Here is a 15,311-nt window from a genome sequence, read left to right on the forward strand (position 1 = left end):
TGGTGGTGGGCGTTGTTCTTTTACGGAGAGTTTGATCCTGGCTCAGGACGAACGCTGGCGGCGTGCTTAACACATGCAAGTCGAACGATGAAGCCCAGCTTGCTGGGTGGATTAGTGGCGAACGGGTGAGTAACACGTGAGTAACCTGCCCCTGACTTCGGGATAAGCGCTGGAAACGGCGTCTAATACCGGATATGAGCTTCCCTCGCATGGGGGTTGTTGGAAAGTTTTTCGGTTGGGGATGGGCTCGCGGCCTATCAGCTTGTTGGTGGGGTGATGGCCTACCAAGGCGACGACGGGTAGCCGGCCTGAGAGGGCGACCGGCCACACTGGGACTGAGACACGGCCCAGACTCCTACGGGAGGCAGCAGTGGGGAATATTGCACAATGGGCGCAAGCCTGATGCAGCGACGCCGCGTGAGGGATGACGGCCTTCGGGTTGTAAACCTCTTTCAGCAGGGAAGAAGCGCAAGTGACGGTACCTGCAGAAGAAGCGCCGGCTAACTACGTGCCAGCAGCCGCGGTAATACGTAGGGCGCAAGCGTTGTCCGGAATTATTGGGCGTAAAGAGCTCGTAGGCGGTCTGTCGCGTCTGGTGTGAAAACTCGAGGCTCAACCTCGAGCTTGCATCGGGTACGGGCAGACTAGAGTGCGGTAGGGGAGACTGGAATTCCTGGTGTAGCGGTGGAATGCGCAGATATCAGGAGGAACACCGATGGCGAAGGCAGGTCTCTGGGCCGCAACTGACGCTGAGGAGCGAAAGCATGGGGAGCGAACAGGATTAGATACCCTGGTAGTCCATGCCGTAAACGTTGGGCACTAGGTGTGGGGCTCATTCCACGAGTTCCGTGCCGCAGCAAACGCATTAAGTGCCCCGCCTGGGGAGTACGGCCGCAAGGCTAAAACTCAAAGGAATTGACGGGGGCCCGCACAAGCGGCGGAGCATGCGGATTAATTCGATGCAACGCGAAGAACCTTACCAAGGCTTGACATGCACGGGAAGCCGCCAGAGATGGTGGTCTCTTTGGACACTCGTGCACAGGTGGTGCATGGTTGTCGTCAGCTCGTGTCGTGAGATGTTGGGTTAAGTCCCGCAACGAGCGCAACCCTCGTCCCATGTTGCCAGCGGGTTATGCCGGGGACTCATGGGAGACTGCCGGGGTCAACTCGGAGGAAGGTGGGGATGACGTCAAATCATCATGCCCCTTATGTCTTGGGCTTCACGCATGCTACAATGGCCGGTACAAAGGGCTGCGATGCCGTAAGGCGGAGCGAATCCCAAAAAGCCGGTCTCAGTTCGGATTGGGGTCTGCAACTCGACCCCATGAAGTCGGAGTCGCTAGTAATCGCAGATCAGCAACGCTGCGGTGAATACGTTCCCGGGCCTTGTACACACCGCCCGTCAAGTCACGAAAGTCGGTAACACCCGAAGCCCATGGCCCAACCGGTTCGCCGGGGGGAGTGGTCGAAGGTGGGACTGGCGATTGGGACTAAGTCGTAACAAGGTAGCCGTACCGGAAGGTGCGGCTGGATCACCTCCTTTCTAAGGACACCCGAAGCCCATGGCCCAACCGGTTCGCCGGGGGGAGTGGTCGAAGGTGGGACTGGCGATTGGGACTAAGTCGTAACAAGGTAGCCGTACCGGAAGGTGCGGCTGGATCACCTCCTTTCTAAGGAGCTCACAGCGCACGCGGCGCCCCTTCGGGGTGCTGGGTGTGGTGGCCACGGCCCACGCCGTTCGCGTGTGGGGGTGGTTGCTCATGGGTGGAACGTTGACGAAGGAGCTCGTGTCCTTGCGCTGGTGTCAGTACCTGCGCCGGCCCGCACCTGTGTGGTGTGGGTGGGTGTGGTGGAACCTCACGGCGGCAGGGGTGCGGGGTCGTCGAGCACACTGTTGGGTCCTCAGGTCGCCGGCCACGGTTGGTGGTGGTGCCTGGTACGGGTCGGTCCGTGGATCACGAACCGCTCGCCCTTCCTCGAGTGCTGGACCTGAGGGGTCGGTGCGCCGGGGGGCCTGGGGTGGGTAGGCGGGTCCGGGTGCGGGTCGGGGTCGTTGGTTGTTTGAGAACTGCACAGTGGACGCGAGCATCTTTGAAGTGATCAAGATGCGGATCCCGCGGGTTCCTTCGGGGGCCGGTGGGTGATGTTTCTTGGTCTCTGCGAAATAGTAGTTGTGGTTGTTGAAGTTTTTAAGGGCACAGGGTGGATGCCTTGGCACTAGGAGCCGAAGAAGGACGTGGTAGCCTGCGATAAGCCTCGGGGAGCTGGCAAACGAGCTGTGATCCGAGGGTTTCCGAATGGGGGAACCCCGTACGAGTCATGTCGTGCGACCCGCACCTGAATATATAGGGTGCGTGGAGGGAACGCCGGGAAGTGAAACATCTCAGTACCGGCAGGAAGAGATATTCCGTGAGTAGTGGCGAGCGAAAGCGGATGAGGCCAAACCGGGCGCGTGTGACAGCTGTCAGGCGTTGCGTGTCCGGGGTTGTGGGACCCTTCTGGTGGATCTGACAGTCCGCCGGGGAGTGAGAAAGCCGTGTCATAGTCGAACCGCATTGAAAGGCGGACCACAGACGGTGCCAGTCCGGTAGACGAAATGGCGCGGCCTCCCGAAGGGGATCCCAAGTAGCACGGGGCCCGTGAAATCCCGTGTGAATCCGGCAAGACCACTTGCTAAGCCTAAATACTACCTAGTGACCGATAGCGGACCAGTACCGTGAGGGAAAGGTGAAAAGTACCCCGGGAGGGGAGTGAAATAGTACCTGAAACCGTGTGCCTACAATCCGTTGGAGCCTCCTTGGTTGGGGTGACAGCGTGCCTTTTGAAGAATGAGCCTGCGAGTTAGTGCTCAGTGGCGAGGTTAACCCGTGCGGGGAAGCCGTAGCGAAAGCGAGTCCGAACAGGGCGTATGAGTCGCTGGGTCTAGACCCGAAGCGAAGTGATCTAGCCATGGGCAGGTTGAAGCGCGGGTAAGACCGCGTGGAGGACCGAACCCACCAGGGTTGAAAACCTGGGGGATGACCTGTGGTTAGGGGTGAAAGGCCAATCAAACTTCGTGATAGCTGGTTCTCCCCGAAATGCATTTAGGTGCAGCGTCACGTGTTTCTTGCCGGAGGTAGAGCTACTGGATGGCCGATGGGCCCTACAAGGTTACTGACGTCAGCCAAACTCCGAATGCCGGTAAGCCAGAGCGTGGCAGTGAGACTGCGGGGGATAAGCTCCGTAGTCGAGAGGGAAACAGCCCAGACCACCGGCTAAGGCCCCTAAGCGTGTGCTAAGTGGGAAAGGATGTGGAGTTGCACAGACAACCAGGAGGTTGGCTTAGAAGCAGCCACCCTTGAAAGAGTGCGTAATAGCTCACTGGTCAAGTGATTCCGCGCCGACAATGTAGCGGGGCTCAAGTACACCGCCGAAGCCGTGGCACCTGCGCGACACCCAGGCCTTCGTGGTCCAGGGGCGCAGGTGGGTAGGGGAGCGTCGTGTGGGCGGTGAAGCCGCGGGGGAACCCAGCGGTGGAGGCCACACGAGTGAGAATGCAGGCATGAGTAGCGAAAGACGGGTGAGAAACCCGTCCGCCGAATGACCAAGGGTTCCAGGGCCAGGCTAATCCGCCCTGGGTAAGTCGGGACCTAAGGCGAGGCCGACAGGCGTAGTCGATGGACAAGGAGTTGACATTCTCCTACCGGCGAAGAACCGCCCATACCGAGCCCGGTGATGCTGACCGCCCAAACCCGCCCACCGACCCTTCGGGGTCACCGGGCGGGGGCGCGCGGGACCCGAACCGGTAGTAGGTAAGCGTAATAACAGGGGTGACGCAGGAAGGTAGCCCGGCGTGGCGATGGTAGACCACGTCCAAGGCCGTAGACCGTCGGGTAGGCAAATCCGCCCGGCACACAGGTCGAGAGCTGATAGTGAGCGCACACGCGCGAAACGGGTGATCCTATGCTGCCAAGAAAAGCCTCGACGCGAGGTTCTAGCCGCCCGTACCCCAAACCGACTCAGGTGGTCAGGTAGAGAATACCAAGGCGATCGAGCGAATCGTGGTTAAGGAACTCGGCAAAATGCCCCCGTAACTTCGGGAGAAGGGGGGCCCGAAACGTGAACACCCTCGCGGTGGGAGCGTGGACGGCCGCAGAGACCAGGGAGAAGCGACTGTTTACTAAAAACACAGGTCCGTGCGAAGTCGCAAGACGATGTATACGGACTGACGCCTGCCCGGTGCTGGAAGGTTAAGAGGACGGGTCAACCCGTAAGGGTGAAGCTCAGAATTTAAGCCCCAGTAAACGGCGGTGGTAACTATAACCATCCTAAGGTAGCGAAATTCCTTGTCGGGTAAGTTCCGACCTGCACGAATGGCGTAACGACTTCTCCGCTGTCTCAACCGCGAACTCGGCGAAATTGCACTACGAGTAAAGATGCTCGTTACGCGCAGCAGGACGGAAAGACCCCGGGACCTTTACTATAGCTTGGTATTGGTGTTCGGTGCGGCTTGTGTAGGATAGGTGGGAGACTATGAAGCCCGCACGCCAGTGCGGGTGGAGTCAACGTTGAAATACCACTCTGGCCGCTTCGGATGTCTAACCTCGGTCCGTGATCCGGACCAGGGACAGTGCCTGGTGGGTAGTTTAACTGGGGCGGTTGCCTCCTAAAATGTAACGGAGGCGCTCAAAGGTTCCCTCAGCCTGGTTGGCAATCAGGTGTCGAGTGCAAGTGCACAAGGGAGCTTGACTGTGAGACTGACAGGTCGAGCAGGGACGAAAGTCGGAACTAGTGATCCGGCGGTGGCTTGTGGAAGCGCCGTCGCTCAACGGATAAAAGGTACCCCGGGGATAACAGGCTGATCTTGCCCAAGAGTCCATATCGACGGCATGGTTTGGCACCTCGATGTCGGCTCGTCGCATCCTGGGGCTGGAGTAGGTCCCAAGGGTTGGGCTGTTCGCCCATTAAAGCGGTACGCGAGCTGGGTTTAGAACGTCGTGAGACAGTTCGGTCCCTATCCGCTGCGCGCGCAGGAAACTTGAGAAGGGCTGTCCCTAGTACGAGAGGACCGGGACGGACGAACCTCTGGTGTGCCAGTTGTTCCGCCAGGAGCACCGCTGGTTGGCTACGTTCGGAAGGGATAACCGCTGAAAGCATCTAAGCGGGAAGCCTGCTTCAAGATGAGGTTTCCACACCCCACGGGGTGGGAGGCACCCAGCAGAACACTGGTAGATAGGCCGGACGTGGAAACGGGGACCAACGACCCGTGCAGCTGACCGGTACTAATCAGCCGACAACTTCACACCCACTCAACACTTTGCTACGCGTCCACTGTGCGGTTCCCGAACCACCAACCCACCACCCCCACACGCGGGGGCGGTGCCCGGGATTGACACGGTTCCATACAGTTACGGCGGTCACAGCGAAGGGGAAACGCCCGGTCCCATACCGAACCCGGAAGCTAAGCCTTCAGCGCCGATGGTACTGCCCTGGAGACGGGGTGGGAGAGTAGGACGCCGCCGGACAACCCTTCACCGAAGGCCCACCCCACGGGGTGGGCCTTCGGCATGTCCGCACCCGGTTCCGTGCGCCCCTGTCGGGGCGCCGGCGCCCCTCTAGAATGGCCAGCATGTCCACCATCTCTCGAGACGAGGTCGCGCGCGTCGCCGCGCTGGCCCGCATCGACCTGCGACCCGAGGAGCTGGACCGGCTCGCGGGCGAGCTCGACGTCATCGTCGACGCCATCGCCAAGGTCAGCGAGGTCGCCACGCCCGACGTCCCCGCGACGAGCCACCCGCTCCCGCTGACCAACGTCTTCCGGGACGACGTCCCGGTGGCTGCGCTGCCGGTCGAGGAGGTCCTCGCCGCCGCGCCGTCGGCGGAGGCCGGCCGTTTCGCGGTGCCGCAGATCCTCGGGGAGGAATGATGACCGACGACCTGACGCGGCGGTCCGCCGCGGACCTCGCCGCACGCCTCGACGCGGGTGACGTGAGCAGCGTGGACGTGACGCAGGCTCACCTCGACCGGATCGCTGCCGTCGACGGCGCGGTCAACGCCTTCCTCCACGTCAACGCCGACGACGCGCTCGCGACGGCGCGGGACGTGGACGCCCGGCGCGCGGCGGGCGAGGAGCTGCACCCGCTCGCGGGCGTGCCGATCGCGGTGAAGGACGTCGTCGTCACCCGGGGCATGCCGACGACCGCCGGCTCGAGGATCCTCGAGGGCTGGGTGCCCCCGTACGACGCGACGCTCGTGGAGCGGATCCGCGCCGCGCGGCTTCCCATCCTCGGCAAGACGAACATGGACGAGTTCGCGATGGGCTCGTCGACCGAGCACTCCGCGTTCGGCAACACGCGGAACCCGTGGGACCTCGACCGCATCCCCGGCGGCTCGGGCGGAGGCTCCGCGGCGGCGGTCGCCGCCTTCGAGGCGCCGCTCGCGATCGGCACGGACACCGGCGGCTCGATCCGGCAGCCGGGCGCGGTGACCGGGACGGTCGGCGTCAAGCCGACGTACGGCGGCGTGTCCCGCTACGGGCTCATCGCGATGGCGTCGTCGCTCGACCAGGCGGGCCCCGTCACACGTACCGTGCTGGACTCCGCGCTGCTCCACGAGCTCGTCGGCGGCCACGACCCTCGCGACTCCACGTCGATCCGCGAGAAGGTCCCGGCGCTCGTCGAGGCCGCGCGCCGTGGCGCGACCGGTGACCTGCAGGGCGTCCGCGTCGGGGTCGTCAAGGAGCTCAGCGGCGAGGGGTACCAGGCGGGCGTGAGCGCCCGCTTCGCCGAGTCGCTCGATGTGCTGCAGGGCCTCGGGGCCGAGGTCGTCGAGGTCTCCTGCCCGCACTTCGACTACGCGCTCGGTGCGTACTACCTGATCATGCCGAGCGAGGCGTCCAGCAACCTCGCCAAGTTCGACGGCATGCGGTTCGGCCTGCGGGTCGAGCCGGAGGACGGCCCCGTCACGGCGGAGCGCGTCATGGCCGCGACGCGCGGGGCCGGCTTCGGCGACGAGGTCAAGCGGCGCATCATCCTCGGCACGTACGCGCTGTCGGCGGGCTACTACGACGCCTACTACGGAAGCGCCCAGAAGGTTCGCACGCTCATCCAGCGCGACTTCGCCGCGGCGTTCGAGCAGGTCGACGTCCTCGTCTCGCCGACGGCGCCCACGACCGCCTTCCGCTTCGGCGAGAAGCTCGACGACCCGCTGGCGATGTACCTCAACGACGTCGCGACCATCCCCGCGAACCTCGCCGGGGTGCCCGGGATGTCGGTGCCGGCGGGGCTCTCGGACGACGGCCTGCCCGTCGGGTTCCAGGTGCTCGCGCCGGCCAAGGCCGACGACCGCATGTACCGGGTCGGTGCCGCCCTCGAGACGGCGCTCGAGACGAGGTGGGGCGGGCCGCTGCTCGACCGTGCCCCTGCGCTGCCGACCACCGAGCTGGAAGGGATGAGCCGATGACCGCCACGACCGTCGACCTCGTCGACTACGCGGACGCGACGCGTCGCTACGACCCGGTCATCGGGATCGAGGTGCACGTGGAGCTGGGCACGGTCACCAAGATGTTCTGCCCGGCCGAGGTGAGCTTCGGCGCCGAGCCGAACACCCAGGTGACCCCCGTGTCGCTCGGCCTGCCGGGAGCCCTGCCGGTCGTCAACGGGAGGGCGGTCGAGTACGCGATCCGCATCGGGCTCGCGCTCAACTGCCAGATCGCCGAGAGCTGCCGGTTCGCGCGCAAGAACTACTTCTACCCGGACGTCCCGAAGAACTTCCAGACGTCGCAGTACGACGAGCCGATCGCGCACGACGGCTGGATCGACGTCGAGCTCGAGGACGGCACGGTGTTCCGCGTCGAGATCGAGCGCGCGCACATGGAGGAGGACGCCGGCAAGAACACGCACGTCGGCGGCGCGACCGGGCGCATCCACGGGGCCGAGTACTCCCTCGTCGACTACAACCGCGCGGGCATCCCGCTCGTCGAGATCGTCACGCGACCGATCACGGGTGCGGGCGACCGTGCCCCGGAGGTCGCGCGCGCGTACGTCCAGACGCTGCGCGACATCTTCCGCGCGCTCGACGTGTCGGAGGCCCGCATGGAGCGTGGCAACGTGCGCGCCGACGTGAACCTGTCGCTGCGCCCGTCCCCGGACTCCCCGCTCGGCACGCGCACCGAGACGAAGAACGTCAACTCGTTCCGGTCCGTCGAGCGCGCCGTGCGCTACGAGATCTCGCGCCAGGCCGCGGTGCTCGACGCCGGCGGCGCCATCGTCCAGGAGACGCGGCACTGGCACGAGGACACGGGCATCACGACCTCGGGCCGTGTGAAGTCCGACGCCGAGGACTACCGCTACTTCCCCGAGCCCGACCTCGTGCCGGTCGCACCGCCGCGCGAGTGGGTCGAGGAGATCCGGGCAGCCCTGCCCGAGCTCCCGGTGGCGCGCCGTCGGCGGCTCCAGGGGGAGTGGGGCTACGCGGACGCGGAGATGCGCGACGTGGTCAACGCCGGGGCGATCGACCTCATCGAGGCGACCGTGGCCGCGGGCGCGAGCCCGGCCGGCGCGCGCAAGTGGTGGATGGGCGAGCTCGCCCGCCGGGCGAAGCAGGACGGGGTGGACCTCGCCGACCTCGCGGTCTCGCCGGCCCAGGTCGCACAGCTCCAGAGTCTCGTCGACGCGGGGCGGCTCAACGACAAGCTCGCGCGGCAGGTGCTCGAGGGCGTGCTCGCCGGCGAGGGGGACCCGGAGCAGGTCGCCACCGCACGGGGTCTGGAGATCGTCTCCGACGACGGTGCCCTGCTCACCGCGATCGACGAGGCGCTCGCCGCGCAGCCCGACATCGTGGAGAAGGTGCGCGGCGGCAACCTCGGCCCGGTGGGCGCGATCATCGGCGCGGTCATGAAGGCGACCCGCGGGCAGGCGGACGCCGGGCGCGTGCGCGAGCTCGTGCTCGAGCGGATCGGGTGATCGCGTGACACGTGGCCCTGTGCTGCTGGGCGAGATGGTGCGGCTGCGGCCGATCGTGGCGGGTGACGCCGACCGGATGTGGGAGGCGCTCCAGGACCCGGAGTCGACCCGTCTGACCGGCACCACCGCGACGTTCACGCGCCCGCAGGTCGACGAATGGGCAGCCACCGTCGGCGACCGTGAGGGGCGGTTCGACTGGGCGATCACTGCCGGCGCGATCCGTGACGGCCAGCTCGTCAGCGACGAGATGATCGGCGAGATCGTGCTCAACGACCTCGATCCCGACGCCCGCTCGGCGAACCTGCGTCTCGCCCTGCTGCCGAACTACCGCGGGCGCGGCTACGGCCGCGAGGCCATCTTCGAGGTGCTGCGGTTCGCGTTCGACGGGTCGACCGACGTCGACGGCGTCCGGCACGAGGGGCCGCACCTGCACCGGGTCAGCCTCGACGTGCTGAGCATCAACCCGCGCGCCCGCATGCTCTACGAGTCGCTCGGCTTCCGTGAGGAGGGCCGCCTGCGCGACGTCTACCGCGACGGCGACGGCTGGGCGGACGCGACGGTGATGAGCATCCTCGAGGACGAGTTCCGGGCTGGTCTGGGCTCGGCCTGAGACCTTCCCAGCCGATCACTGCGTCGGGGCCTGGCGGCATTGCCGCTGGGCCCCGATGTCCGCCGGCCTCTTGTAAGAGCGCCCCCGGTGCCGGCGCGCGCGAGTCACGCCAGAGCGAGTGCTTCGTCGGCGCGCCTGGTCGCCGTCCCGCTGGAGTGGGCCGCGACGACGCGTGGCAGTACTTCAGTTCAGCGCTCCTGCATCTCCAATGGTAGGTGCGTTGTGCGCGCCGCCATGCCTCTACTGAGGTCTTCTGGGGCGGCGCAGCCATGGCACGCCCACCTGAGTCGCGGCATTGGCATGAAGTCACTCGTTCGACGACGCGATCAATCGACGACTCGATTTCACCCTTCATTGCGGCCGTTTCGCCCGGTTGCCCCTGTACACGTGAAGAGAACCTAGTGCCAGACTGCACATCACGGTTTTGCCTCTTCAACGCAATGGAGCGTCTATGTCAGCGCGATACAACCCCCCGCCCAACTGGCCACCACCGCCTGCGGGATGGAACCCGCCGCCGGGCTGGATCCCGGACCCATCATGGGGGCCGGCTCCGCAAGGGTGGCAGTTCTGGGTCGAGGACACGGGCACGTCGCCGGAAGCACCGGCGCCCTCGTCCGCCGGCGTGAAGAGGGACTCCGCGAAAGACGATCCGGCGAGCAACACACTCGAGAAGAAGTCGTGGTTTGCTCGGCACAAGTTGCTGACAGCGGTTGGGGCCTTCGTCCTGCTCGTAGCGGCCATCGGGGCGCTGAACGGTGCCGGTGACGGGACCCCGGACGACATCGCAGCCGCTCCGGTGACGACAGCGGACGCGCGCGAGGAAGCGGAACCCGCGGAGGAAGCCGCCCTCGATGAGCAGGAACAGGCGGAGCGTCGAGCTGCGGAAGAAGCGGAGGCGGCAGCGAAAGCGGAGGAAGAGCGTCTTGCAGAGGAGGAACGCCTAGCTGAGGAAGCCGCCGCGGCCGAGGCGGCCGCGGCCGAGGCTGCTCGAATCGGCTCAGTGGCTCAGCAGAACGCGTACCGCTCGGCAACGGACTACCTCGACTACTCCGCATTCTCTCGCTCGGGCCTCATCGACCAGCTCGAGTTCGAAGGCTTCAGCACGGGCGATGCCGAGTTCGGGATCGCGCGCCTCGAGAGCGAAGGTGGCGTCGACTGGAATGCTCAGGCCGCAGCAAGCGCTGCGAACTATCTCGAATACACGTCCTTCTCCCGCTTTGGGCTGATCGACCAACTCGTCTTCGAGGGCTTCACTGCGGAACAGGCCGAGTACGGCGTGAGTACAACAGGGCTGTAGACGATTTCGACCCTTACGCGCTTGTGCGACCAGCTTGAGATGCAACGGGCCCGACGGGTCGGTTCACTGCCGACAGATGTCATTACTCTTCGACCACAGGAATCTCGTCATCACGGTGAAGTCGCAATGGCGTGACGAGCGAGGTTCGAACGGACCTTTCGGCTCTCGCTCCAAACCGCAAGCCGGGTCGGAGACGGCTCTCGACACAAGCAGCGGATCACCGTCCTTGGTGTGGCCTGGCCGCGCGAGGCCCGGCAGCATCACTGCCGGGCTTCGCTCCATCGCGGACGCAGTCGCTTCGTCTTCGCGCTCAGGCGGTCGCGGCGAGGAGCTCGTCGAGCTTCTCGTAGCCCTCGCGGACGCGACCTCCATGCCGCTCGCGACGAACGCGTCGCGCCCCTCGAACGAGTCGACCAGCGAGGTCGACGTGAGGCGGCACCGGCCGTCGGGCAGGTCCTCGAACTCGAGGCGGTCGAGCGAGACGCCGTCAGGGAACCCTTCGTAGGCGAACGTCTGGACGATGAGCCGGTCCGGCCGGACCTCGTGGACGCTTCCGAAGAACGCGTACTCGGACCCGTCGCGTCGACGTGGACGTACCGGTACGCGCCGCCGGTCCGGACGTCCCACTGCTCGTTGCGCTGCGTGAGGCCCCGGGGCCCGTTCCAGCGGGCGAACAGGTCCGGGTCGGTGTGGGCGCGGAACACCGTCGCCGCGGGTGCGTCGAACTCGCGCACGAGGCGCACGCTCGGGACGTCGGTGGGAAGGACGATCTCGGTCTCGTGGGTGCCGGTGGTGCTCATGATGCTTCTCCGTTCGTCGCGATCTCCGGGCGGCCCGCTCGGTCGGGCAACCCGTCCAGGACGTCGTCGAGGCGGCGGAAGCGGTCCTCGGCCTGCCGCCGGTACCGCTCGATCCATCTCGTCATGAGATCGAGCACCTCCGCCTCGAGCTGCACGGGGGCGCGGCGTGCGTCCGTCGTGCGGGAGACCAGGCCGGCGTCCTGCAGCACCCGCAGGTGCTTGGAGACCGCCTGGACGGACATGTCGTAGGGCTGCGCGAGCTCGCCCACCGTCGCGTCCGACGACGCGAGGCGGGCCACCATGTCCCGACGTGTCGGGTCGGCCAGGGCCGCGAACACGCGGGACAGCGGGTCGGCGCTCACCGGTCCTCCTTCGTCGTACACCCGGCGGGTTCATCAACCATCCGGTTGTCATCGACGGTACGCCGGGCGCCGCAACGTCGTCAACCCCTTGGTTGTGAAGAAGGCCAACGGCCCCCGTGGTGGTGCGGCGCGCAGGCCGCACCGCGCGGGCCGCGGCGGCGGACGAGCGTCAGCGACGCCGGGCGCGCTCGAAGTCGTCGAGCGAGACGCGACGCTCCTCGGCGTGGTCGACGATCGGCGCGGGGTACCCGGGCGGCTGCTCGCGCAGCTTCCACGGCTCGTGCACGCGCGGCCCCTCGACGCCGCGCAGCTCGGGAACCCAGCGGCGGACGTACCGACCGTCCGGGTCGAACTTCTTGCCCTGCGTCACCGGGTTGAAGATCCGGAAGTAGGGGGCGGCGTCGCGTCCGGTGCCGGCGACCCACTGCCAGTTGAGCTGGTTCTGGGACACGTCACCGTCGGCGAGGTGCGCCATGAAGTGCGCCGCGCCGCGCTGCCAGCGCACGTGCAGGTCCTTGACGAGGAACGAGGCCACCACCATCCGCACGCGGTTGTGCATCCACCCCTCGCCGAGCAGCTGACGCATGCCCGCGTCGACCAGGGGGTACCCGGTGCGCCCGGCCGCCCACGCCTCGAGATGCTCGTCCTCGACGTCGCCGCTCGCCCAGGCGTCCTCGGGCACGACGTCGCGCAGCGAGCGGTGCGCCGCACCGGCTGGTGGAACAGCACGTCGGCGTGGAACTCGCGCCAGGCCAGCTCCGACCGGTAGGCGAGCGCGTCGTCGGAGGGCGCACCCTCGTGCAGGGCGTCGCGCACGTCGGCGAGCAGCGTGCGCGGGTGCACCTCGCCCCACTTGAGCGGTACGGACATGACCGACGTCGCCGGGCGGTCCGGGCGGTCGCGCTCGCGCGCGTAGCCGGCGAGGTGGTCCTCGAGGAACGTGCGCCACCGGTGGCGCGCCGCGGCCTCGCCCGCGGGCGGCAGGTCTGCCTCGGTGCCGGGGTCCTCCGGGAGGCCGTCGGACCGCGCGTCGGCCCACGGGACCGACCGGGGGCGTGGTGCGGGGTCGCGCCAGCCGTGCTCGACCCACGCGTCGCGGAACGGCGTGAACACCTTGTACGGCTCTCCCTGGCGGGTCAGCACGCGCCTGGTGCGACCGCGTAGGGCGAGCCGGTGCGCACGAGGCGGCCGCCGCCGTCGGGCAACGCCTGCTCGACCGCCGCGTCGCGCTGCACGCCGTACGGCTCGAAGCTCGCGGCCACGTGCACCTCACCCGCCTCGACCTCGCGCGCGACCGCGGGGACGACGTCGCGCGGGTCACCGTGCCGGACGACCAGCCGGCCCCCGGTGGCCTCGTCGAGCGCGGCGAGGCTGCGCGCGAGGTAGGACCGGCGCGGTGCGCCGGCGGCGGCCCACAGGCGCGGGTCGAGGACGAAGAGCGGGACGACGTCGCCGTCCGCGGCGCGCGCGGCCTCGACGGCCGCGACGAGGGCCGGGTTGTCGCCGAGGCGCAGGTCGCGCCGGCACCACCAGATCGTGGACGCAGTCGTGGCCATCCGGTCACGCTAACGGTCGCAGGTAACCCCCGCCGGTGGAAGCATCGAGAACATGGCCAGCACGAGCGGCAGGGACGGCGGGGCAGGTGCCGACGGGCACGACCGTCGCGAAGAGCTCGGGCGCGAGGCGGTGACCGAGCCCGAGGCCGGCGCGCCGCCGATCGGCCCGGACGGGCCGGCTCGCGTCACGCCCGGTGCGGCCCGGGTCGCGGCCGAGGGCGAACGGCCCGACGACGGGCCGGCGGCAGGCGTCATCGCGGGGGACCACGCGTTCTTCGGGCAGCCGCGGGGCTCGCCACGCTCTTCACCACGGAGCTGTGGGAGCGGTTCAGCTACTACGGGATGCGCGCCATCCTGCTGTTCTACCTCACCGACACGGTGGCGAACGGCGGGCTCGGGCTCGACGACACGACCGGGCTCGCGCTCGTGTCGATCTACGGGACGAGCGTGTACCTCCTGTCCGTCGTCGGCGGGTGGCTGGCCGACCGGGTCATCGGCTCCCGCCGGTCGGTGCTGTACGGCGGGATCATCATCGCCGCCGGGCACGTGAGCCTGACAGTCCCCGGTCTCGCGTTCTCGATGACCGGCATCGCCCTCGTCGCGCTCGGCACGGGGCTGCTCAAGCCCAACGTGTCCTCGATGGTCGGCGAGCTCTACGCGCGCGACGACCCGCGCCGCGACTCGGCGTTCTCGATCTTCTACATGGGCATCAACATCGGGTCGTTCATCGCCCCGTTCCTCGTCGGGGCGGCGCGCGCCTGGGGTGGCTACCACGCCGGGTTCGCCGTCGCGGCGGTCGGCATGGCGGTCGCACTCGTCTTCTTCGTCGCGGGGCGGCGCTACCTGGGTCAGGCGGGTGCCCACGTGCCGAACCCGGTCCGCCGGGAGGAGCGGGGAGCGATCACCCGCATCTTCCTCGCCATCGCCGGCGGCATGGTCGTCGTCGGGCTGATCGCCGTCGTGGTCGCCGGCGGGTTCGGCATCGACACGTTCATCGACACGATGTCCTACCTCGCGTTCCTCGCCCCGATCGCCTACTTCGTCGTCATGTACCGCTCGCCCCGGGTCACCGACGCGGAGCGGCCCCGCGTGATCGCGTACATCCCGCTGTTCGTCGCGGCGATGCTGTTCTGGATGATCTTCGAGCAGGCGGCGACGACGCTGTCGGAGTTCGCGCGGGACCGCACGCAGCTGAGCATCGTCGGCGTGACGATCAGCCCGGAGTTCTTCCAGTCGATCAACCCGGCGGCGATCATCGTCCTCGCGCCGGTGTTCGCCTGGATCTGGATCAGGACGGGCGACCGTCCGTCGACCGCCAGCAAGTTCGCGCTCGGCCTCACCCTCGCGGCGGTCTCGTTCCTCGGCCTCGCGCTGGCGTCGGCGCTCGTGGGCGACGGGCGTGCGCCGGCCTGGGTGCTCGCCGGCGTCTACGTGGTGCAGACGCTCGGCGAGCTGTGCCTGTCGCCCGTCGGCCTCGCCGCGACGACGCTGCTCGCGCCGCGCGCGTTCCGCTCGCAAGCCATGGCGGTCTGGTTCCTCGCGCCGGCGGCCGGCCAGGCCATCACGGCGCAGCTCGTCCAGGTCACGGAGGACGTCTCCGACACGGCCTACTTCGGGGGCATCGGAGCGGTGACGCTGCTGTTCGCCGTCGCCCTGTTCGCCCTCGCGCCCTGGGTCACGGCGCATATCCGCCGGGCCGACGAGCTCGAGGGGGCGCACACCGCGGGGTCCTGACGTGACCGGG

General features: G+C 67.4%; 8 protein-coding genes, 3 rRNA genes and 2 pseudogenes. 9 read left to right on the top strand and 4 right to left on the bottom strand.

Going from position 1 to position 15,311, the window contains the following annotated elements:
* Positions 1–19 precede the first annotated feature (19 nt).
* The 8 genes from BJF88_RS16935 to BJF88_RS16970 all read left to right on the top strand — a co-directional run bounded on the left by BJF88_RS16935 (position 20) and on the right by BJF88_RS16970 (position 10,849).
* Positions 20–1,543, top strand: a 16S ribosomal RNA gene (locus BJF88_RS16935).
* Positions 1,544–2,179: 636 nt separating this feature from the next.
* Positions 2,180–5,285 (top strand): 23S ribosomal RNA (locus tag BJF88_RS16940).
* Positions 5,286–5,388: 103 nt separating this feature from the next.
* Positions 5,389–5,504: ribosomal RNA gene (gene rrf, locus BJF88_RS16945) — 5S ribosomal RNA — on the top strand.
* The 16S, 23S and 5S rRNA genes sit together here, the layout of an rRNA operon.
* A 104-nt stretch (positions 5,505–5,608) precedes the next feature.
* Complete coding sequence (gene gatC / locus BJF88_RS16950) at positions 5,609–5,905, top strand: Asp-tRNA(Asn)/Glu-tRNA(Gln) amidotransferase subunit GatC (RefSeq protein ID WP_075829706.1); 297 nt, start codon at positions 5,609–5,611, stop codon at positions 5,903–5,905.
* Positions 5,905–7,440, top strand: coding sequence for an Asp-tRNA(Asn)/Glu-tRNA(Gln) amidotransferase subunit GatA (gatA, locus tag BJF88_RS16955; protein ID WP_075829659.1), 1,536 nt, complete (start codon positions 5,905–5,907; stop codon positions 7,438–7,440). The genes gatC and gatA overlap by 1 nt, the downstream gene beginning before the upstream one ends.
* On the top strand, positions 7,437–8,942 hold the full coding sequence (gatB, locus tag BJF88_RS16960) for an Asp-tRNA(Asn)/Glu-tRNA(Gln) amidotransferase subunit GatB (protein ID WP_075829660.1): 1,506 nt from the start codon (positions 7,437–7,439) through the stop codon (positions 8,940–8,942). The genes gatA and gatB overlap by 4 nt, the downstream gene beginning before the upstream one ends.
* Positions 8,943–8,946: 4 nt before the next feature.
* Positions 8,947–9,552: a GNAT family N-acetyltransferase gene (locus BJF88_RS16965; RefSeq protein WP_255372138.1), complete on the top strand. Its 606-nt coding sequence runs from the start codon at positions 8,947–8,949 to the stop codon at positions 9,550–9,552.
* Between the two features lie 622 nt (positions 9,553–10,174).
* Positions 10,175–10,849, top strand: a complete 675-nt coding sequence (locus BJF88_RS16970) for an Ltp family lipoprotein (protein ID WP_075829661.1) — start codon at positions 10,175–10,177, stop codon at positions 10,847–10,849.
* A 63-nt stretch (positions 10,850–10,912) separates the two neighbouring features.
* Here the strand turns inward: BJF88_RS16970 and BJF88_RS23950 are convergent, their stop codons facing one another.
* From BJF88_RS23950 to BJF88_RS16985, 4 genes and pseudogenes are all read right to left on the bottom strand, one after another.
* On the bottom strand, positions 10,913–11,476 hold the full coding sequence (locus BJF88_RS23950) for an SRPBCC domain-containing protein (RefSeq protein ID WP_369824672.1): 564 nt from the start codon (positions 11,474–11,476) through the stop codon (positions 10,913–10,915).
* Between the two features lie 14 nt (positions 11,477–11,490).
* Positions 11,491–11,649 (bottom strand): annotated as a pseudogene (locus BJF88_RS23955) (hypothetical protein); the annotation flags it as partial.
* Positions 11,646–12,011: a helix-turn-helix transcriptional regulator gene (locus BJF88_RS16980; RefSeq protein ID WP_075829662.1), complete on the bottom strand. Its 366-nt coding sequence runs from the start codon at positions 12,009–12,011 to the stop codon at positions 11,646–11,648. The pseudogene BJF88_RS23955 and the gene BJF88_RS16980, both read right to left, overlap by 4 nt.
* A 169-nt stretch (positions 12,012–12,180) precedes the next feature.
* Positions 12,181–13,567: pseudogene (locus BJF88_RS16985) on the bottom strand (deoxyribodipyrimidine photo-lyase).
* Positions 13,568–13,882: 315 nt separating this feature from the next.
* Between BJF88_RS16985 and BJF88_RS16990 the strand changes: the two are divergent.
* On the top strand, positions 13,883–15,301 hold the full coding sequence (locus BJF88_RS16990; RefSeq protein ID WP_083649248.1) for a peptide MFS transporter: 1,419 nt from the start codon (positions 13,883–13,885) through the stop codon (positions 15,299–15,301).
* The last annotated feature ends 10 nt before the right edge of the window (positions 15,302–15,311 follow it).

Origin of the sequence: Cellulosimicrobium sp. CUA-896 (genome assembly GCF_001942335.1) — a bacterium.
Classification (GTDB): Bacteria; Actinomycetota; Actinomycetes; order Actinomycetales; family Cellulomonadaceae; genus Cellulosimicrobium.

Excerpts from the sequence above, each read along its gene's own strand:
- gatC (WP_075829706.1), top strand. The coding sequence starts at position 5,609 with ATGTCCACCATCTCTCGAGACGAGGTCGCGCGCGTCGCCGCGCTGGCC.
- gatB (WP_075829660.1), top strand. The coding sequence starts at position 7,437 with ATGACCGCCACGACCGTCGACCTCGTCGACTACGCGGACGCGACGCGT.
- gatA (WP_075829659.1), top strand. The coding sequence starts at position 5,905 with ATGACCGACGACCTGACGCGGCGGTCCGCCGCGGACCTCGCCGCACGC.